The sequence below is a fragment of the Anabaena sp. WFMT genome (genome assembly GCF_051781005.1).
Taxonomy (GTDB): Bacteria; Cyanobacteriota; Cyanobacteriia; order Cyanobacteriales; family Nostocaceae; genus Anabaena.
This window is the reverse complement of the sequence record NZ_JBPWOA010000002.1, coordinates 435,001-455,572: the sequence shown is the minus strand read 5'-3', so window position 1 is coordinate 455,572 and position 20,572 is coordinate 435,001. Positions and strand designations below refer to the sequence as shown.

The following is a 20,572-nucleotide window of genomic DNA, read 5'->3' as shown; positions in this document are numbered from 1 at the left end:
GAGGTACGCAAAGTGTTACTAAATTTAGTTGTTAATGATTCTAAAATGCCTTTTTTATCAGCAGCGATTGATCTGGTTCAGGTGGAAGAATGTTTTAGTAGGTGTTTGTTAATTGCTCAAAATACTCGGTTGCAAAAAGTTGAGGTGATTCGTCACAAACCGGGGCGACGTTGTTTGATTGAATATGAATTGATTAATGATTTTGGGCAAAAGATAACGCTAATTGGTAAGGTTCGCGCTAAGGGAACTGATTTTCGTAGTTATGAGTTACAGAGGTCTTTGTGGGAAACAGGATTCGGTGATGATAGTGTTGATGGCATTTCTGTCCCTGAACCTGTGGGTGTAATTCCTGAATGGCAAATGTGGTTACAGCGTAAAGTTGAAGGTGTGACATTTACTCAATTATTAACACCAAATAACTGTGTTTTCTGGGCTGAACGAATTGCTAAAGCTGCTCATAAACTTCACGCAACTAATATTCTTCCCCGTCGTTCTCATACTATGAATGATGAGTTAAGAATTTTACATGAACGCATTCCCTTAGTCATCCAAAAATATCCACAATGGCAAGAACGGTTAGAAAAAGTTTTAGCGGAATGTGATTATTTAGGAAATAACACTCCAGAACCAAAGCTCTGTGGTATTCATCGAGATTTTTATCCTGATCAATTGATTATTAATAATGAGCGTTTATATCTAATTGATTTGGATTTATATTGCCAAGGTAATCCAGCCCTAGATATTGGTAATTTTATTGGTCATATTCAAGAATACAGTCTGCGTGTATTTGGTAATTCTGGGGATTTGTGCGATTTGGAAACATCTTTAATTGAGAAATTTATTGAGCTTACAAGTAATGATTTACGAGTTGCAATTGCATCTTATAGCACTTTGACTTTAGTCAGACATATTCATGTTAGCACTCTATTTTTAGAACGTTCTTTTTTTACAGAAGCATTATTAAATCTATGTGAACAGCGTTTAAATATACAGCGGATTTCATTTAAATGAGCTACAAATTTGAATGATAAAACTCTTGTGGTGCGGGCATCTTGCCCGCTGGGTATGTACGAAATCCGCTGTAATTAGTAGTTCGTAATTATATATTTATATCCTTCGATGGTGCATAAATTTATTTTTTCTCACGCAGAGACGCAGAGGGCGCAGAGAAGAGAGATTTCTTATTTTCAGGAGATTGCTGTGAAGAATTTCGGCTGTTTACTAAAAGCTGGTTTAATTAGTTTAGTTGTTTCTTGCACTCTGAGCAGTAGAACTCAAGCTAATTCTATATCTTCAGATATTAATAATTTCAATAAAATTAACTCCGTTTCTCAATTATCTGATGTTAGTATTGATGGTTGGAAATTTAAAACACTACAAGCATTAGCTAAAAATTTTAATTGCGTAAATGATTCATATAAAAATCATGAGTTGACTAATCAAAAATTGACTCGATATCAATTCGCAGCTAGACTCAATACTTGTATTGCTAGTATAAATCAGCTAATTATCAATAATGATTATGCTGCAATTGACCAAGAAACTTTAACTGCCATTCAGCGATTACAAAGAGAATTTTCGGCGGAATTAAATGTTTTTGAGAATCGCATTAATTTATTAGAAACCAAGGTTGAACAATTAAAATCACAACAGTTTTCACCTCATGTTGAGCTAGAGGGAGAGGTAATTTTTGCTGTGACTGGGGTTGCTGGTAAACAAAAAGCTAAAACTACTAATAAGCCAATAAATGATAATTTAGTATTGAGTAATCGTGTTCGTCTCACTTTAGAAAGTAGTTTTACAGGTAAAGATAAATTACAGGTGCGTTTACAAGGTAGCAATACACCAGAGTTGGAAGATGTGACTGGAACTAAAATGGCAAATTTGGGATTTGATGGTGATGATGATAATGAGGTGGAATTAGATGAAATAGAATATAGGTTTCCGTTAGGTAAAGAAACCCGTATGACTTTGTATGCTTTGGGAGGAGGATTAGGTGATTTAGTTCCTAGTATCCATCCTCTGTATAGTGGTAGTGGAGATGGATCAATTTCTACATTTGGACGAGAAAATCCTATTCGACGACAAGGTGGTGGAGTGGGTGTTGGTATTTCTCATAATTTGAATAATGCTGCTAATTTTTCATTGGGATATATTGCTAGTAATGCAGATGATTCAGAGAAGGGAATTTTTTCTAGTCCTAATGGTGTTATTTCTCAACTCACTCTCGAACCCACTAAAACAACAGCACTTAGTTTTACCTACGTCTACTCTCACAACAATTTAAATACGGGAACTGGCAGCGAATTAACTAGAGATCCATTTAATGATCAGGCAAATTCGATTACTGCTAATTCTTTCGGTGCAGAAGCAGCTTGGCAAATTAACCCAACTATTTCTCTTGGTGGTAGAATTGGTTTTATTCATGCCGAAACAGAAGATTTACCAACAGATGCAAATGCTACTATTTCAACATGGGCAGTTTTGCTAACTCTCAAAGATATTGGTAAAGAAGGTAGCTTTGCTGGATTTGTGTTCGGTCAACCCCCGAAAGTAACTCATAATAGTTTCGGTGGTGTTTTTGAAGATAAAGATACATCTTTACATTTAGAAGCCTTTTACCACTTTCCCATCACAGATAATCTGGCAATAACTCCGGGATTGTTTATGATTACAAGCCCAGAACATGATCATAGCAATGACTCCATTTATGTCGGTACTGTTCGGACAACATTTACCTTCTAACTAGACTTGACTGCTTGCTGGGAAATTAACCTTTAATTAATTCACCTCGCATCACTGTTACCGCTTGTCCAGAAATAAAAACACGATTTTCACCTGGATAATTAATTTTTACCACTCCACCCCGACTAGAAGCTTGATAAGCCAAAAATTTGTTTTTACCCAACTGATTGCGCCAAAATGGTGCTAGACAACAATGTGCCGCACCAGTCACAGGGTCTTCGTTAATCCCTAAACCCGGTGCAAAAAAGCGAGAGACAAAATCATAATCAGAGCCGGATTTGGCTATGCTAGTAACAATACAATTAGCAATAGGTAAGGTTTTCATCTGCTGGAAATTTGGTTGCATTTCTCGCACTAATTCCTCAGATTCAACTTCTACTAAATAACCCAAAGAATTTTGATAAACCGATTTATAAGGTATTCCCAAAATTTGACTCAGTTCTGCTGGTGCTTCTATGGGTTGGGAGTGATTGACGGGAAAATCTAACTCAATCCAATGTATTTGTAACTTGGCAATTAGTACCCCACTTTTAGTATAAAAACGTGCAATTTCATCAGGTAACAAATGCCCATCAGACCATAGTACATGGGCGCTGGCTAAAGTTGCATGACCACAAAGGGGAACTTCTACTGTCGGTGTAAACCAACGTAAATTAAAACCATCATCTTGCTTCACTAAAAAAGCTGTTTCTGATAAATTCATTTCCTGAGCGACTTTTTGCATCCATTCATCAGGTTGGGGAGTTGCTAAAATACAGACAGCCGCAGGATTTCCTGTAAATGGTGTATTGGTGAAAGCATCGACTTGAGTAATAATTTGTTTCATATAGTTAGGGTGAAAAATTTATGTACCTATAGTTACATATTTACAGAAACCAGGCAGAAGATTTACAGCAGTTTTCATATATTTAGACCAAACTCTTTATTCCTCTCTGTGACTCTGCGAACCCCCGTTGAGGCAACTGGCTCCTCTGCGTGAGACAAAAAAGATGTGGTTCATTTACTCAAAAATGGCTGTAAAAGTATAGAAAAGGTATATTTTGTCATATTGAAAATTCAAAATTTTATGTACACCCAAAACACTACTTTACCCGAAACCCTCCGTCACCGTCGTCAAAAACTAGCTGAACTAATTGATTTTCCTGCTATTCTTTGGTCTGGTGGTAGCAGTCCCCGCAATTTCCCCGCTAATACTTTCCCCTACCGCGCCAATAGCCATTTCCTTTATTTCGCGGGAATTTCTCTCCAAAATGCCGCCATTCGTCTAGAAGCTGGCAATCTACAACTCTTTATAGATGACCCCCATCCCAGTAGCGCCCTTTGGCACGGTGAAACCCCTACCCGTGAAGAAATCGCCGAACAAATAGGCGCGGATGATGCCAGACCAATGGCAGAATTAGCAGATTACTTAGAAAATGCGGCTACTCTGTCGGTACAAGATGCTGCAACTTGGACACAACAAACACAATTACTAGATAGATGGGTTTTACCGAAAAATCAACCGGAGGGAATTGATTTAGATTTAGCTAAAGCTATTATTTCTCTACGTCTCACCCATGATGAAGCAGCGTTAGTAGAATTACGCAAAGCTGCTGCTGTGAGTGTCCAAGCACACAAGGCAGGAATGGCTGCAACACCGAAAGCGAAACTAGAAGCGGAAGTCCGTGCAGCAATGGAAGCGGTAATTATGGGTCATAATATGACGACTGCTTACACTAGTATTGTGACGGTACATGGCGAAGTTTTACACAATGGGCATTATTATCACTCGCTACAACCAGGGGATTTACTTTTAGCTGATGTGGGTGCAGAAACTGATACTGGTTGGGCTGCTGATATTACCCGTACTTGTCCTGTTTCTGGGAAGTTTTCATCTACCCAAAGGGATATTTATGATATTGTTTTAGCGGCTCATGATGCTTGCATTGAGCAGATAGCCCCTGGTGTGGAATATGGGGAAATTCATCTTTTAGCTGCAACTGTAATTGCAGAAGGTTTGGTAGATTTGGGGATTTTGCAAGGAAAACCGGAAGATTTGGTAAAAATGGATCTTCATGCGTTGTTTTTTCCCCACGGAATTGGACATTTGTTGGGTTTGGATGTTCATGATATGGAAGACTTGGGGGATGTAGCAGGGTATGATGAGGGGAGAAAAAGGAGCGATCGCTTTGGGTTAAGTTATCTACGGTTAAATCGTCCTCTACGTCCGGGAATGCTTGTGACCATTGAACCGGGATTTTACCAAGTTCCAGCAATTTTAAATGATCCGAAAATTCGTTCTCAATATCAATATTTAGTTAATTGGGAAAGACTAGAACAATTTGCAGATGTGCGTGGAATCCGCATCGAAGATGATGTCTTAGTCACAGAATCAGGTAGCGAAGTTTTAACAGTCGCATTACCGACTCAAGCTAGTGCTATAGAAGATTTGTTAGAATTTCCCAAATAATTAGAATCTGAGAAAATCATGATTAAGAAACCAATGCGATTTCTACTTGCCGGAGTTATGATCAGTTTAGGACTATCGCCATTATTGGCTCAAGCAAAACAGCCTGTTTCTGATAGCCAAGTTGTAGCAATGGTAGAAGCTTTGCGACTTGCTGCACCCCAGACAAAAAAGCCAAATAGTGGATATTACAGTGCATGGCAAGTTAAACCAGGAACTCTCAAAGGTTGGTCAAAAACTTGTTTGAAAAAAGAATTAACACCAACGCAGTTTGAAAATGATCCTAAAACAGCACGTCAAGTTATTTCTTGCATTACAAAACGTGAATTAACTAACCAGTTTCAAGCTACAAATAATAATGAAACTGCTGCTGTCCGTGGTGCTGCTTGTTGGTGGATGACTGGACTTTATACAGGTTGTGATAAAGGTTTTACAGGTGATTATGTGCAGAAAGTTGTCCGTTTTTATCAACAAGAACGTTCAAAACCAAAAGCGGTGACATCTCCATCACCTAGATAATTTCTGTAGGAGAACTCCACAAAAAGAAATACCCAATGTCATTCTGTTCACGAAGTGTGGCGTTAGCCATACGAAACGAAGTGTAGTGAAGAATCCTCCGAGATGCTTCGTTTCGCTTTGCTACACTCAGCATGACAAAACAGGATCATTTATTTTGTGGCTTACTCTAGTAAAAAAAGGTGAAAGTCTTCTCTCACCTTTACAGCTTTTTAAATACATTTTTTGAGTTTCCATAACTAAAGTTAGGGGCTTGTAATCTGAAATTATGAATTACGAATTACGAATTATTACGGCATAATATCATCAAGTTTGAGTTGTAAATTGGGAAACAGAGAAGAGAAAATAGTATCTTCCAAACGATATTGTTGCTGCTGATATACACCATTAACTAGTTTACAGACTGTGAAAGTAGGTTGTTTGGGATTACCAATAAATTGCAAACCACCCAAACCACGGAAATCTACAATCCAATATTCCGGTATTTCCAAAAAAGCATATTCTTCAACTTTTCTTGCATAATCATCCTGCCAATTAGTACTGACAATTTCAGCAACTAAATGAATAGTATTACCATTACAAATAATAGGTTCTTTCTGCCAAAGTGGTTCATGACTGAGTTTTGTTTTATCTAGAACAATAACATCTGGACGTAGTGCTGTTGCTTCCGCAGCAGGTGGCTTAATCAAACAAGTTTTTGGAATCAACCAGTTTAAATTACAACGCAGAATTTCAGCATAAATTCTACCAGCAACATTTCCTGAAACTTCTTCATGAGGTCCCGTCGGTTCCATATCACGCAGTTCTCCGTCAATGAGTTCGTAACGGGGGTTGTCTCCATACTCAACTAGAAATTGCTCGAAAGTGAGGAGTTTGGCAGGGCTGTAAGTCATAAATTTACATTGTGACAGCAGGTGATTTTATTTTAACGAAGCTTTAAGACAATCTTCCCTGTACTGGTTCTGATTTTTTCTTCGGCAATTACTCAAAGCGAATTACTGGTATATAATTCAGTTCATGGGCTAAAATAGTACAAGTATTCTTGTGGGAGTGTAGAAAATGGAAGAATTAAATCCAGTTAGACGGCTACACGACATCCTTAAAGATGCAGTTGAAAACGGTGAAAATGAATTTTCAACAGGTGATGTTCTCCAGAAATATATTAAGGCCAATAATCTAAGTAGTAGGTCGCAACTATTGATAGAATTCATGGTAATTTTGCGCGAAGCAGAGCAAGTTGTAGAAAACCTGAAAACTGGAAAAAATATTCATTCTTATCTAAAGCCAATTCAGTCTCTGCAAAATATATTTTTTGACTTAGGGTTTAATCTTACTTGGCCTCAGGTCAGAGAGCGGATAGTTACTCAAAACCTGGTTTATTTATTAGATATATGTGCAGATTCTATTACAATCGAAGCCAATAAATCTTATATTTCAGAATCTGAACTACAAGAATTTTTAGAAAAATTCCAATCTCTTTTACAAGAAGTTGATGCTTCTGATCTAGAAGATAATACCAAAATTTTCCTTAAATTAAGACTGGAAGAACTTTGTGAAGCTATACGTCAACTATCATTTGAAGATCCCGAAGCTTTGCGTGAAACTGTCAATGCTACTGTTGGAAAAATTGTTATAGGTAGTATTCAAATTACCCAGGAAGATAGAGAAAAAAGTACCTTCAAAGATGTTGTTGAGTGGGTTGGTAAATTCGGTGCAATTGTAACTTTAAGTCGCACAACACAGGAGTGGTTAGTACCTCAATTAATTAATCAAGTTCATAATATTCAGAAATTACTATCATCTGGTGGTTAGATACAGATACAATACTGCTCGGTTAAGAATTTTTGTAGGTTGGATTGAACGATAGTGAAACCCAACAAATACCTGTAAATGTTGGGTTTCGTTCCTCAACCCAACCTACGTAATTTCATTTTTTGAGCTTAACCGACAAGTATCGGATACAGATATGCAATTGCTAAAATCTTCAGCAATTACCCGTTCGTGACAATATCATTCTCAAGACTTACTCAAAATTTCTCTGAAACTTTCTTTCCTTCGCGTCCTTTGCGTCTTCGCGGTTTTATAAATTCTTAATACTTAGCCCGCCTGTGCGGACTTTACTTAAAAAGCCCCAGACTTCTAATCTGAGGGTAAATAGTTCTCACTTTCTCACAACTAATTGAAAAGAATTCAAATATCCTGTAATGGTTTTACCTAAAGTTGGACGCTGTTTTTTAGAGACTATCGCCATTACTTGATATAAACGCCCCTCAGCAACATACATCCTATTTGTAGTTACCTTACCAGCCGAATCTATATACTGAATTTCTTTACCTGGATGACCATTAGAACTGCGAATATTGCGCTGACTAATTAAATTGCTTTGAGTAGCTTTTAAGGTATTAGATTCGGCTTGATTCAATATTTTGTATGGGCTGGTCATCTTAGCATAGCTATAAGGAAATTCGTTGTAAGTTACTAAATATGCAACTTCCTGTTCCGGTGGTTGGGCTACAAATAATTCTAATTTTATTTCTCCCATGTAGGTTTTTTGAACTTGCGTTTTTGGTTTTGGTCTTCCTGGCATTAAAACCTGAAAACTCTTATCTGGGGGAGTGAATATCTTCCATTTTGGCTGCACTACTACAGGAACAGTTGGTTTACTCGGAGAAGCCACAGGTTTAGGTTGACGCGCCTCGGCTGAAACATAACCACTGTATACAAAAGTGGCAGCAATGAAAGGTAGTAAAAATTTGATAGTCATATTTGTAGCCTTCGCAGATGCGGTTTTCACTGTTGCTGCTATTTATAACCTAGAGGCACACAAAGCAGCACCAATTAATCCTACTTGTTGATCAAGAATTATGTGAACAGGGATTTCTTCGAGGATGGAGCGCATTCTCCCTTTTTGGGTAAAATTTAACATAAAACTACCATCTTGCATTAAAGGCAGGATTTTGGGGGCAATGCCACCTGCAATGTATAATCCACCGTGGGGTAAGAGTTTCAGTGCCAGATTTCCAGCTTCTGCACCGTAGGCTTCAACAAAAAGTTGGATGGTTTGTTCGGAAATGCGATCGCTTTTAGCTAAGGCTGCACTACCAATAGCCGCACCAGGATCAACGGTTTTTTCTTGTTGTCCCGCTTCTTGTTCCCAATTTCTCACAATTTGAGCGATTTCTGGGGATTCGGTGGCTATTTTTCTATCTCGCAAAAATTGATAAATCGAAGTAATCCCCAACCCTGAAACTACTCTTTCGGCAGAAACCCGTTGAATATCATGTTTATCCAACAGATATTTTAAAAGTTGAAATTCCAACTCATTCCGGGGTGCAAAATCTGCGTGTCCACCTTCGGAGGGAAAAACCTGATACTGATTTCCCTGTTTGATTAAAAATCCTTGTCCTAACCCAGTTCCCGCACCAATAACTGCCATTGGCGCTTCTGGTTGATGTTTACCAGCTTGTAAAGTCAGCAAATCTTGTTTAGTTAAACCGAAAATGCCATAACCGACAGCCGCAAAGTCATTAATGAGAATGATGGAAAGTATTCCTAGTTCTTGGGCTAAACGTTCCGTATCTAGAAACCAGACTAGATTGGTCAGTTTAGCAGTATTTTTCACCACGGGACCTGCGATCGCAAAACAAGCTTTTTCTGGTGTTGAGGATTTAGCTGCTGCCAAAAATTGCTGTACCATCGGCACTAAATCGGGAAAATCCCCACTGCGGTAACTCTGTTCATACAGGGTATTTAACGCTGATGAGTCTGAGGATTCCACCAAGCGCAAAATTGTTTTCGTCCCGCCGATGTCTCCTGCTAATAACAAGGTCATAAAAATTATCAGTCAGTTAGTTATTTTTGCTGAGTATCAAGTTGCCATTAATTTAAAATCCCTGATTTAGAGATTTAAACAAATCTTACGACTTCTTCTATTTTGCTCAAATGGGAAGTATCTCCCTTTAGTTCTAGCAACCATTCTGATTCTTGTCGCACCACTTTAACTAAAGAACATAAAGTAGCTTTAACCTCGGTTTTAGCGATTTCTCCTACTAATCCCATTGCTGCACCCAGTACCGAAGCACCATGCGCTACTAGTAGAATATCATCTGGATAGAACTCAGATGCTAAACATCGTGCTGTTTGTCCAGAACGTTCCCGCACTTTTGCATGGGTTTCGGGATATTGTGCCGCAATGCGCGACGTGTAACTGGTGTCAATTCTGGGGAATAATGCCGCTAAAGCTAGGGTTGATAGTCTTTCTGGTTCTTCTGTCATCCACTCTGGATTCAACCACTCACTTAAGCCTGTTTCTAGTTTAATCGGTAAATCTAGCTTTTCTGCGATCGCATTAGCTGTTTGCACTGTTCGCAGAAATGGAGAAGCAAAAATCTGGGATATTTTTTCACTTTTGAGTCGTTTTGCTAGTTGTTCTGCCTGCACCATGCCATCATCTGATAAAGGTGGATCATAGCGTTTTTCGGCTGTGAGGAACCAGTCAGGGTTGACAAAATCAAGTCGGTTGGCGTGTCGTGCTATCCAGATTATTTGATTCATAGGTGAAAATAATTTTACAGTTATACGCAGATAGACACCCAAAACACAGGTGCAAGTCTAAATATAAGACATAATTGTAATATTTCGTAATAATTAAGATTATTTTGCATTATTTTTGGGATATTTTTTATCTGTAAGTCCTTTATATAGGAATCTGGTTTGATGACTGAGATTAGTCGTAGAGGCAAGGAACTGGGAACTCTTAACAGGGAACAGGAAAGAAGGAATAAAGGTGTACTGACTTTTTAAGAACAAAGTGCTACGCCAACAAAAATCAAATAGGAGTCCTATATTAGTTAGATAAAACCAGTAAATTGTCAAACCTGTAGGAGTGGGGAAACCCCACCCTCAATTTCACCTAACATTTCTCACCAAAAAATTAGTCTGACCACAACTTTTTCGAGAACGTCTCAGAATTTCTTCGCTACAAATACCAGCTTCACCATCTTTAGAATAGCAAAAAAAGACATCTTGTAAAAACCTACCTGAATCAGAACAATAAGGTGCTATGCCATTAGCAGTAAATTTATTATTGGCACTTACAAAGGCACTTTTTAAATCATTAACTGTAGTACGAAAAGGTTTATCAGGCCGTTTATAAGTATTGGGAATATTGACAGAATACTTTAATTGTTTAGATAAAGTTAGATATTCTATAGGTTTTTTACCAGAACAAGTTCCATGCTTTTCCCATTCATGATTATAAAGTTTATCACTGGGGAATAAACCGCGAAATTTATCTTTAACTAATGGTGGTAATTTTTCAGTTGAACAGTTAGCGGGATAACCTTTTTGGTATTGTGGCCAAAGACCATGCAAGACAAAACCATACTTTTTCCCTGGTTTGCACTGTTGCGGATCACGATTACCATTTTTAGCGCAATAATCAGGAGACCAGGATAAGGTTAGTACATAAAAATCAAATTTACCTGGAGTACCAGGATTTTGTGCAACGGCACTATTAGGTAAAGTCAGACTAGTTATTAAGATAGAAGATGCAATCACCAGTTTCTTTATCTGCATATTAATAACCATTTCTCCCTGTTGTAAAAGTGTTATTAATTACATTACAGCATTTTGGTAACGAAAAAAAGCATATAATAGTTAAAATTGATTATTCTTGGATAATATCAGCATTTGTTGTCCAATTCTGGCAGCATCAGCCAATGTCAGTATTTTATTTCAGCACCCAATTAAAAGCATGAGAATTGGACTTATTATACAAATCGGGAAAACTTATATTTGTACCAGTTCCCGATCCTGCTAAAGATAAATAAACAATATGTGCCAAAAAAACTTACGATGATTCTCATAAGCCATCGCTAGTGATAATTTTTATGAGTTACTATATCGCTCCCAGCTTTCTTGATAAACTTGCTGTTCACATTACCAAAAATTTCTTGCATCTTCCTGGTGTGCGAGTTCCCTTAATTTTAGGCATTCACGGACGCAAAGGAGAGGGAAAGACTTTCCAGTGTGAGTTAGCCTTTGAAAAAATGGGTATTGAAGTGACTCTGATATCTGGAGGAGAATTGGAAAGTCCAGATGCGGGAGATCCTGCACGATTAATTCGTCTACGTTATCGAGAAACAGCAGAATTAATCAAAGTACGCGGCAAAATGTGTGTATTGATGATTAATGATTTAGATGCAGGTGCTGGACGTTTTGATGAAGGTACTCAATATACTGTTAATACCCAGTTAGTAAATGCCACACTGATGAATATTGCTGATAATCCCACAGATGTGCAGTTGCCTGGAAGTTATGATTCAACTCCTTTGCATCGTGTCCCGATTATTGTCACAGGTAATGACTTTAGCACCCTTTATGCGCCATTAATTCGTGATGGACGAATGGAGAAATTCTACTGGGAACCCAACCGTGATGACAAAGTGGGGATAGTTGGGGGCATTTTTGCACCTGATGGACTATCACAGCGGGAAATTGAAGAGTTAGTTGATACTTTTGCAAATCAATCCATTGATTTTTTTAGTTCTTTGCGATCGCGCATTTACGATCAACAAATCCGCCAATTTATCCATCAAATCGGTTTTGAACAGATATCCCAGCGGGTAGTTAACAGTTTGGAAGGTCCACCAGAGTTTAAAAAGCCTAATTTCGGATTATCGCATTTAATCGAGTCCGGTAAATTAATGGTAGGTGAACAAAAACGAGTCGAAACTTCTCATTTGGTTGATGAATATAATCGTTTAAATCGAGGTAAAGCTTCTCAACCAGGGTCAAATTTAACAGAAACACCTAGTATTCAACCACCAATTCCACAAGCAGCAACATCAATTACCCATTTAACCTTAGACACACAAGCACAAGTCCGTCAAATTTTAGCCCAGGGTTATAAAATTGGTATTGAACACGTAGATGAACGCCGCTTTCGCACTGGTTCTTGGCAAAGTTGCGGTAATGTTCAGATTGATGCTGAATCAGATGCTATTTCTACTTTAGAATCTTGTTTAACTGAATACAGTGGTGAATATGTGCGCTTAGTAGGAGTTGATCCCAAGGTGAAGCGACGAGTAGTGGAAACTATTATTCAGCGCCCTCATGGTAAAGTTGGAAATTAAACCTCATCCTTGTTGAGAACCTAAGTGTAAACTTTAAATGGTGATGAAAAATCATCAACTTGGAATATTGCTGTCATATTAAATCACATAGACAGCAGTATGGATTTATTTAAGTAAACTTGTAGCTGAAGTCACTAAATGCTAGAACAGTGTTGGTCAAAAGAGGCAAGGGGGCAGGGGGCAGGGGGAAAGACTGAGACTGAGCTTGTACTCCGCCCCATATAAGCGTCCTAAAAGGACGGGGCTTGTACCCATGTTCTGCTCCGCCCCACGCAGGGAGAAAAGGCTTGCTCCCCCTGCTCCCTGCTCCTTTTCCCCCTGCCTCTTCCGGTCACTCAAAGCCTTACAAAAAATAACTTTATACTCAGCACTGGCTAAACACACCGCTACTGCTCACAGAACTCAGCACTCTGCTATAGTTACTGGGGAAAGCGATAACAAGGATGTATAATTAGCCCGTCTTCTCTATAAAAAAGAACATCTTGAGTAATAGCCTGCTTGACTATTTCTTTTACCTTGATAAGGGGCATATGTGGCAAGAAGAAAAAAAAGATAGTGTAATCATTCGTCTGGCGTTATCGCTGGCTTTAGCTACCACCCCACTGACAGCAAATCTATTGGTGTCAGCACCTGTATTGGCAGAATCAGCACCTGATGTTACCACTTTCCCACAACCGCAAACAGTGGAGAATGGAACCAAAGTGCGGATTGATGGTTCCATAAACTTGGGGATGATCAACCAAAGCCTGAAAGATAACTTTGAAAAACAGTTTTCTGGTACACAGGTAGAATTGGGAGTCAATGGTACTGATGCTGCACTCAAAGCTTTGCTAGATGGCAAAATTGATATAGCTGCGATCGCACGCGGACTAACCCCAGAAGAAAAACTGCAAGGTTTAGAGCAAGTGCGTTTACGCCGAGAAAAAATTGCGATTATAGTTGGTGCAAATAATCCCTTTCAAGGAAGTTTGACTAGTGAACAATTCGCCAAAATTTTCCGGGGAGAAATTACTGACTGGTCAGAACTAGGAGGGAAATCTGGTAAAATTCGGTTTATTGATCATCCCTCAACTAGTGATACTCGTAATTCCTTTCGCGACTATCCAGTTTTTAAATCCGGTGAATTTTCCACAGGCGCTAATGCTACCCAAGTAGGGGAAGATAACACCGCCCAAATTATTAAACAATTGGGTACAGATGGCATCAGCTATGTGATAGCTAATCAGGTATCACAATTACAAGACGTGCGAACTTTAAAAGTACAGGAAATCTCACCAGATAGTTCTAAATATCCCTTTTCCCAGCCTTTAGTATATGTTTACAAGCAAAATCCCAGTCCAGGGGTAGCTAGTTTTCTGGGCTTTACTACTGCACCTGTAGGTCAAAAAACAATAGATGCAGCTAGAGATGCAGAAGCATCTGCGATCGCTGCTAGTGCATTACAAATGTTGACTACAGAAACTTCCACAAGTGTCACACCAGAAGTTACACCTATATCAACTACTCCACCTACGATAGCTAATACAGGTAACGAGCAGCAGTTTGTGAATCCTGTGGAAAATAATCCTATTGGTGACAGGAATGTAATATTTTTGATGCTGTTATCATTGCTGCCAGTTGTTGGTTTAGGAGGCTTTTTAACTTGGTGGCTACGAGGAAGAAAACGATCAAAAGATAGCATGGAAACATCAATTTCCAGCACAACTATTTCACCAAACACATCAGATGAATACAGCATTATTCCCCCTGTGAATAACGCCACTATAACTAATGGCAAATCTCACTTAGCTCAAAACACGACCACAATCATATCCAACACAGAAGAAAATTTCACTGAAGCAGAAACTTTTGCAGGTAGTCTAGCAACCGTAACGGCAAAAGAAACAAATACTACAGCAGGTAATACAAATAACCTTGATACCTTGGCTGAAACAATTGCTCTTGACTGTGGCGAAGTAGTATGGGACACAGAAGCACCTGTAGCAGTCGTTAATACTCCTTATCCCTCAGTTCCCAATTTTCCAGAAATAGTATTCGATTTAGAACTACCAACAGATGAATTCACTGGTTCCCTATTAGAATTACTAGATGAACCAGGCGTACTATCTCATCAAGAGTCCAGCACTTCACTCTCAGAATTACTCGATGAGCCAGCATCAACTTCTAATCAAAATGGAACAAATTTATTCTCAGAAGTCATCGATTCACTAGCAGATTCATCTGATGCTGAATCCAGCACTTCACTCTCAGAATTACTTGATGTTCTAGCAAATTCACCCAATGCTGAGGCTAACACTTCACTTTTAAATTCACTGACTGCCACCACTGCTAAATCAAATAAAGATTCTAGTACCTCACTCTCAGAATTGCTAGGTTTGCTACCAGCAGAATTAGATTTAGAACTAGCAACAGAGGAATCCTCAAATTCTGAATTTGAGTTATCAGATGAGTTAGGAGACATATTCAATACTTTAGCAGATGAGGCTGAACTCAAGGCTGATCTGACAGAAGACGTATCTTCAAGTTTATCTATTCCATCTCATCTCCCCCAACTAACAAATTATCAGTCTGCTCTAAATGCAAGCGCAGAGATAGAAGACCTAGCTAGTATTGATAGCATTCAAGACTATGCTGTATCAGATTTACAAGGGCAAACTAACATCTTAGAAGCTGCTGGTTTGTTGGATATCAATGCAAACAGTAGTATTGTTTTTACACCCCGTACTCCTAAGTGGGCTTATGTTTCTTGGTATGTTTCTGAGTCTCAAAAAGAAGTACTGCGGAAAAAAGGAGGTATCCTCTTGGCAGTCCGACTTTATGATACTACTGATATTGATCTGAGTTATCAAATTCCCCAGCTAGTGCAGCAGTATGAATGCGAAGAAGCAACCCATGATTGTTATGTAGCTATTCCTATCAGCAATCGTGACTACATAACTGAAATTGGTTATGTCACTAGTAGTAATACTTGGTTGCGTCTAGCTCGTTCTGGTACTGTTCGTATTTTTCAGCGCCCTAGTGCCGATTTCTGGTTTGTAGCAGATACTGAGCTAGTTATTCATGGAGCAACGGAGCCAGGTGCAACAGTGACTATTGATGGTCATATCATTAAACCCAAATCTGATGGTACTTTCCAGTTCCGTGTTCCCTTCTCAGATCGCTTACTTAACTATCTTTTGACGGCAACTGCCATTAATGGAGAACAGACTAAAACTATCCATAAGACATTTTCCCAGGAAAGTTTAGAAAGTTAAACTCTAGGAGTGATTATTGTTTGCCGTAATCACTCCTCATTTATTGTCGATTTGAATAAGTTGAATTTTTCTATCCCCACTGCCTATCTATCACTTTATTCTCATACTCAAATCCAACCACTTTGACTGAGTAATTGGCGCACTACTAGAAATATAATCAATACCAGTCTCAGCAACAGCGCGAATAGTTTCCAAGGTTACATTCCCAGACGCTTCGATTTTCACTCGTTGATCCTGCTGGCGAATCAACTGCACCGCCTCAAACATCATATCTAAAGCCATATTATCTAACATAATAATATCAGCTTTGTGCTTTAAAGCTTCCTGTACCTGCTCTAAACTTTCCGTTTCCACCTCAACTGTTAGGGGATAAGGAATCCGGGAACGAATCTGAGTAATTGCTTCCCCAATACCTCCAGCAGCAGCAATGTGATTATCCTTAATCATCACTGCATCATCTAACCCCATACGGTGATTAATTCCCCCTCCCACAGCAGTTGCGTACTTTTCCAAGATTCTCAATCCTGGAGTTGTTTTGCGCGTATCCACCAACTGAACAGGTAAATCTGCTATTTTCTCCACATATATATTAGTGAGAGTTGCAATTCCACTCAACCGCATTGCCAAATTCAACGCTACCCTCTCCCCCATAAGTAACGCATCCAATGAACCGTTAATTTGGGCTATCATCTGTCCTGGTTCACACTTTGCTCCTTCAGCAGTAAGGTTTACAAAGCTAACTTGATCATTCAAAAGTTGGAACACCCTAGCGGCGATCGGTAAACCAGCAATTATTCCCGGCGCTTTCGCTATCCACTGAGCTTGTCCTGGCGTTGCATTTTGGGATAAAAGAGACTCAGTTGTGCGATCGCCCCTACCAATATCTTCTAATAACCAACCATGTAACAGCGGATCTAACACTAGCCAAGGCGGCAAAACACCCACATTATTCACAACTTCATTATTTATTCTTGACTTCAAATTAAGACTATAGCTTACAACCCATACTCTATAGGGATTTTAGCTGAATAGAAAAAAAGGGCAAGATTTTTTTGTCAAAGTAGTTGACAAACTAAAGAAGGTTCGATATATTGAATAAGTGCCAAAGAGAGAGCCGCGAGAGAGCGGGACTCGGAGGGACACCGAACCTTGAAAATATTATAGTTTGAAAGCCAGTATACAACAAGAGATTGTGTCAGTAAAGAAAATAACCTGACCGTGGTTGTAAAAACGGTCAAAAGAGCTTAAGAAGAACGAACCAAAATGGAGAGTTTGATCCTGGCTCAGGATGAACGCTGGCGGTATGCTTAACACATGCAAGTCGAACGGAATCCTTAGGGATTTAGTGGCGGACGGGTGAGTAACGCGTGAGAATCTGGCTTCAGGTCGGGGACAACAGTTGGAAACGACTGCTAATACCGGATATGCCGAGAGGTGAAAGATTAATTGCCTGGAGATGAGCTCGCGTCTGATTAGCTAGTTGGTGGGGTAAGAGCCTACCAAGGCGACGATCAGTAGCTGGTCTGAGAGGATGATCAGCCACACTGGGACTGAGACACGGCCCAGACTCCTACGGGAGGCAGCAGTGGGGAATTTTCCGCAATGGGCGAAAGCCTGACGGAGCAATACCGCGTGAGGGAGGAAGGCTCTTGGGTCGTAAACCTCTTTTCTCAGGGAAGAAAAAAATGACGGTACCTGAGGAATAAGCATCGGCTAACTCCGTGCCAGCAGCCGCGGTAATACGGAGGATGCAAGCGTTATCCGGAATGATTGGGCGTAAAGCGTCCGCAGGTGGCCATGTAAGTCTGCTGTTAAAGAGTCATGCTCAACATGATAAAAGCAGTGGAAACTACACGGCTAGAGTACGTTCGGGGCAGAGGGAATTCCTGGTGTAGCGGTGAAATGCGTAGATATCAGGAAGAACACCGGTGGCGAAAGCGCTCTGCTAGGCCGTAACTGACACTGAGGGACGAAAGCTAGGGGAGCGAATGGGATTAGATACCCCAGTAGTCCTAGCCGTAAACGATGGATACTAGGCGTGGCTTGTATCGACCCGAGCCGTGCCGTAGCTAACGCGTTAAGTATCCCGCCTGGGGAGTACGCACGCAAGTGTGAAACTCAAAGGAATTGACGGGGGCCGCACAAGCGGTGGAGTATGTGGTTTAATTCGATGCAACGCGAAGAACCTTACCAAGACTTGACATGTCGCGAATCTTTCTGAAAGGAGAGAGTGCCTTCGGGAGCGCGAACACAGGTGGTGCATGGCTGTCGTCAGCTCGTGTCGTGAGATGTTGGGTTAAGTCCCGCAACGAGCGCAACCCTCGTTTTTAGTTGCCAGCATTAAGTTGGGCACTCTAGAGAGACTGCCGGTGACAAACCGGAGGAAGGTGAGGATGACGTCAAGTCAGCATGCCCCTTACGTCTTGGGCTACACACGTACTACAATGCTACGGACAAAGGGCAGCTACACAGCGATGTGATGCTAATCTCATAAACCGTAGCTCAGTTCAGATCGCAGGCTGCAACTCGCCTGCGTGAAGGAGGAATCGCTAGTAATTGCAGGTCAGCATACTGCAGTGAATTCGTTCCCGGGCCTTGTACACACCGCCCGTCACACCATGGAAGTTGGTCACGCCCGAAGTCATTACCCCAACCGTAAGGAGGGGGATGCCTAAGGTAGGACTGGTGACTGGGGTGAAGTCGTAACAAGGTAGCCGTACCGGAAGGTGTGGCTGGATCACCTCCTTTTTAGGGAGACCTAATCCATTGAGATATCGAACACAATCAGTAATTAGATTCTTAATTGGTCTATCCTAGGTCGGTCACAAATCTTGAAGTATGGCTTTCAGACTATGATTTGGTTCATTAAGGGCTATTAGCTCAGGTGGTTAGAGCGCACCCCTGATAAGGGTGAGGTCCCTGGTTCGAGTCCAGGATTGCCCACCTGAAGCAAATCAAAAGTTAGAAATCAAAGTTTGAAAGTAATTATTTTCAAATTTTGAATTTTGAATTTTGAATTGTTTTTGGGGGTTTAGCTCAGTTGGTAGAGCGCCTGCTTTGCAAGCAGGATGTCAGCGGTTCGAGTCCGCTAACCTCCACATTGGAAAAGAGTCAGCAACTGACGAAGAGTCAGACTGCTGGATTAAAACCAGCCAGAACCTTGAAAACTGCATAGTAACGCGAATTAGCAGGCAGACGAAACTGAGTACTGAGTAAAGAGTACCGAGTAATGAGTGAAAAACTCAAAACAGAGTAGGAAAGAATCAGGAAAGCAGAAAAGTTTGCGAGTCGAACAAATGTATTGAAGTGGTCAAGCTAATAAGGGCTAATGGTGGATACCTAGGCACACAGAGGCGAAGAAGGACGTGGTTACCGACGAAATGCTCCGGGGAGTTGGAAGCAAACTATGAGCCGGAGATATCCGAATGGGGCAACCCTATGTACTACCTGCTGAATATATAGGCAGGAAAGAGCCAACCCAGCGAATTGAAACATCTTAGTAGCTGGAGGAAGAGAAATCAAATAGAGATTCCCTAAGTAGTGGTGAGCGAAAGGGGAAGAGCCTAAACCAAAGGGTTTACCTTTTGGGGTAGTGGGACAGCGATATCGAATCTGGAGGCTAGACGAAGCAGCTAAATACTGCACCAGAGGGGGTGAAAGTCCTGTAGTCGAAAGTCAAAGGATAGTAGCTGAATCCCGAGTAGCATGGGGCACGAGGAATCCCATGTGAATCAGCGAGGACCACCTCGTAAGGCTAAATACTACTGTGTGACCGATAGTGAACCAGTACCGCGAGGGAAAGGTGAAAAGAACCCCGGAAGGGGAGTGAAATAGAACATGAAACCATTAGCTTACAAGCAGTGGGAGTCCGATTAAACGGATGACCGCGTGCCTGTTGAAGAATGAGCCGGCGACTTATAGGCACTGGTAGGTTAAAGCGAGAATGCTGGAGCCAAAGGGAAACCGAGTCTGAAGAGGGCGATAATCAGTGTTTATAGACCCGAACCCTGGTGATCTAACCATGGCCAGGATGAAGCTTGGGTAACACCAAGTGGAGGTCCGAACCGACTGATGTTGAAAAATCAGCGGATGAGCTGTGGTTAGGGGTGAAATGCCAATCGAACCAGGAGCTAGCTGGTTCTCCCCGAAATGTGTTTAGGCGCAGCGGTAATGATTATATCTGGGGGGTAAAGCACTGTTTCGGTGCGGGCTGGGAGACCGGTACCAAATCGAGACAAACTCTGAATACCCAGAGCACACATTGCCAGTGAGACAGTGGGGGATAAGCTTCATTGTCAAGAGGGAAACAGCCCAGACCACCAGCTAAGGTCCCCAAATCATCGCTAAGTGATAAAGGAGGTGGGAGTGCATAGACAACTAGGAGGTTTGCCTAGAAGCAGCCAACCTTGAAAGAGTGCGTAATAGCTCACTAGTCAAGCGCTCCTGCGCCGAAAATGAACGGGGCTAAGCGATGT

The 20,572-nt window shown here is 40.6% G+C and carries 14 protein-coding genes, 2 tRNA genes and 2 rRNA genes (1 of these 18 cut by a window edge); 11 read left to right on the top strand and 7 right to left on the bottom strand.

What is annotated here, in order from left to right:
• Window positions 1-12: 12 nt before the first annotated feature.
• The gene (locus ACSQ6I_RS02275) at window positions 13-1,011 is read left to right on the top strand and encodes an aminoglycoside phosphotransferase family protein (protein WP_438888653.1); all 999 of its coding nucleotides are present in this window, start codon (window positions 13-15) and stop codon (window positions 1,009-1,011) included.
• 189 nt (window positions 1,012-1,200) lie between these two features.
• Window positions 1,201-2,745 carry an iron uptake porin gene (locus ACSQ6I_RS02270; RefSeq protein ID WP_438888652.1) on the top strand — a complete coding sequence of 515 codons (1,545 nt, stop codon included), beginning with the start codon at window positions 1,201-1,203 and terminating at the stop codon, window positions 2,743-2,745.
• 25 nt (window positions 2,746-2,770) lie between these two features.
• On the opposite strand, the gene ACSQ6I_RS02265 is transcribed toward ACSQ6I_RS02270, so the two are convergent.
• Window positions 2,771-3,571, bottom strand: a complete 801-nt coding sequence (locus tag ACSQ6I_RS02265; RefSeq protein ID WP_438888651.1) for a PhzF family phenazine biosynthesis protein — start codon at window positions 3,569-3,571, stop codon at window positions 2,771-2,773.
• Window positions 3,572-3,811: 240 nt separating this feature from the next.
• On the opposite strand from ACSQ6I_RS02265, the gene ACSQ6I_RS02260 reads away from it, so the two are divergent.
• Both ACSQ6I_RS02260 and ACSQ6I_RS02255 read left to right on the top strand, forming a co-directional pair.
• Window positions 3,812-5,194, top strand: coding sequence for an aminopeptidase P family protein (locus tag ACSQ6I_RS02260; RefSeq protein WP_438888650.1), 1,383 nt, complete (start codon window positions 3,812-3,814; stop codon window positions 5,192-5,194).
• 18 nt (window positions 5,195-5,212) lie between these two features.
• Window positions 5,213-5,710, top strand: coding sequence for a hypothetical protein (locus tag ACSQ6I_RS02255; RefSeq protein ID WP_438888649.1), 498 nt, complete (start codon window positions 5,213-5,215; stop codon window positions 5,708-5,710).
• 287 nt (window positions 5,711-5,997) lie between these two features.
• Here the strand turns inward: ACSQ6I_RS02255 and ACSQ6I_RS02250 are convergent, their stop codons facing one another.
• Window positions 5,998-6,600 carry a Uma2 family endonuclease gene (locus ACSQ6I_RS02250; protein WP_438888648.1) on the bottom strand — a complete coding sequence of 201 codons (603 nt, stop codon included), beginning with the start codon at window positions 6,598-6,600 and terminating at the stop codon, window positions 5,998-6,000.
• A 166-nt stretch (window positions 6,601-6,766) separates the two neighbouring features.
• On the opposite strand from ACSQ6I_RS02250, the gene ACSQ6I_RS02245 reads away from it, so the two are divergent.
• A complete protein-coding gene (locus ACSQ6I_RS02245) occupies window positions 6,767-7,519 on the top strand; it encodes a hypothetical protein (protein WP_438888647.1) in 753 nt (250 codons plus the stop codon).
• A 349-nt stretch (window positions 7,520-7,868) separates the two neighbouring features.
• Here ACSQ6I_RS02245 and ACSQ6I_RS02240 read toward each other — a convergent pair whose 3' ends face one another.
• The 4 genes from ACSQ6I_RS02240 to ACSQ6I_RS02225 form a co-directional block, all read right to left on the bottom strand.
• Window positions 7,869-8,471, bottom strand: coding sequence for a hypothetical protein (locus ACSQ6I_RS02240; RefSeq protein ID WP_438888646.1), 603 nt, complete (start codon window positions 8,469-8,471; stop codon window positions 7,869-7,871).
• 42 nt (window positions 8,472-8,513) lie between these two features.
• Window positions 8,514-9,539, bottom strand: a complete 1,026-nt coding sequence (locus tag ACSQ6I_RS02235) for a glucokinase (protein WP_438888645.1) — start codon at window positions 9,537-9,539, stop codon at window positions 8,514-8,516.
• 74 nt (window positions 9,540-9,613) lie between these two features.
• Entirely contained in the window at window positions 9,614-10,261 is a 648-nt protein-coding gene (locus ACSQ6I_RS02230) for a histidine phosphatase family protein (protein ID WP_438888644.1), read from the bottom strand.
• A gap of 354 nt (window positions 10,262-10,615) precedes the next feature.
• A complete protein-coding gene (locus ACSQ6I_RS02225) occupies window positions 10,616-11,284 on the bottom strand; it encodes a ribonuclease T2 family protein (RefSeq protein WP_438888642.1) in 669 nt (222 codons plus the stop codon).
• 314 nt (window positions 11,285-11,598) lie between these two features.
• On the opposite strand from ACSQ6I_RS02225, the gene ACSQ6I_RS02220 reads away from it, so the two are divergent.
• Complete coding sequence (locus ACSQ6I_RS02220) at window positions 11,599-12,843, top strand: ribulose bisphosphate carboxylase small subunit (protein WP_438888641.1); 1,245 nt, start codon at window positions 11,599-11,601, stop codon at window positions 12,841-12,843.
• A 530-nt stretch (window positions 12,844-13,373) separates the two neighbouring features.
• Window positions 13,374-16,097 carry a substrate-binding domain-containing protein gene (locus ACSQ6I_RS02215; protein WP_438888640.1) on the top strand — a complete coding sequence of 908 codons (2,724 nt, stop codon included), beginning with the start codon at window positions 13,374-13,376 and terminating at the stop codon, window positions 16,095-16,097.
• A gap of 90 nt (window positions 16,098-16,187) precedes the next feature.
• Here ACSQ6I_RS02215 and nadC read toward each other — a convergent pair whose 3' ends face one another.
• Entirely contained in the window at window positions 16,188-17,051 is an 864-nt protein-coding gene (gene nadC, locus ACSQ6I_RS02210; protein ID WP_438888992.1) for a carboxylating nicotinate-nucleotide diphosphorylase, read from the bottom strand.
• A gap of 306 nt (window positions 17,052-17,357) precedes the next feature.
• Here nadC and ACSQ6I_RS02205 point away from each other — a divergent pair.
• From ACSQ6I_RS02205 to ACSQ6I_RS02190, 4 genes are all read left to right on the top strand, one after another.
• Window positions 17,358-18,845, top strand: a 16S ribosomal RNA gene (locus tag ACSQ6I_RS02205).
• A 121-nt stretch (window positions 18,846-18,966) separates the two neighbouring features.
• Window positions 18,967-19,040, top strand: a tRNA-Ile gene (locus ACSQ6I_RS02200).
• 82 nt (window positions 19,041-19,122) lie between these two features.
• Window positions 19,123-19,195 (top strand) — tRNA-Ala (locus tag ACSQ6I_RS02195).
• Window positions 19,196-19,405: 210 nt separating this feature from the next.
• Window positions 19,406-20,572 (top strand): 23S ribosomal RNA (locus ACSQ6I_RS02190); it runs 1,660 nt beyond the window's last position.
• The 16S and 23S rRNA genes sit together here with 2 tRNA genes alongside, the layout of an rRNA operon.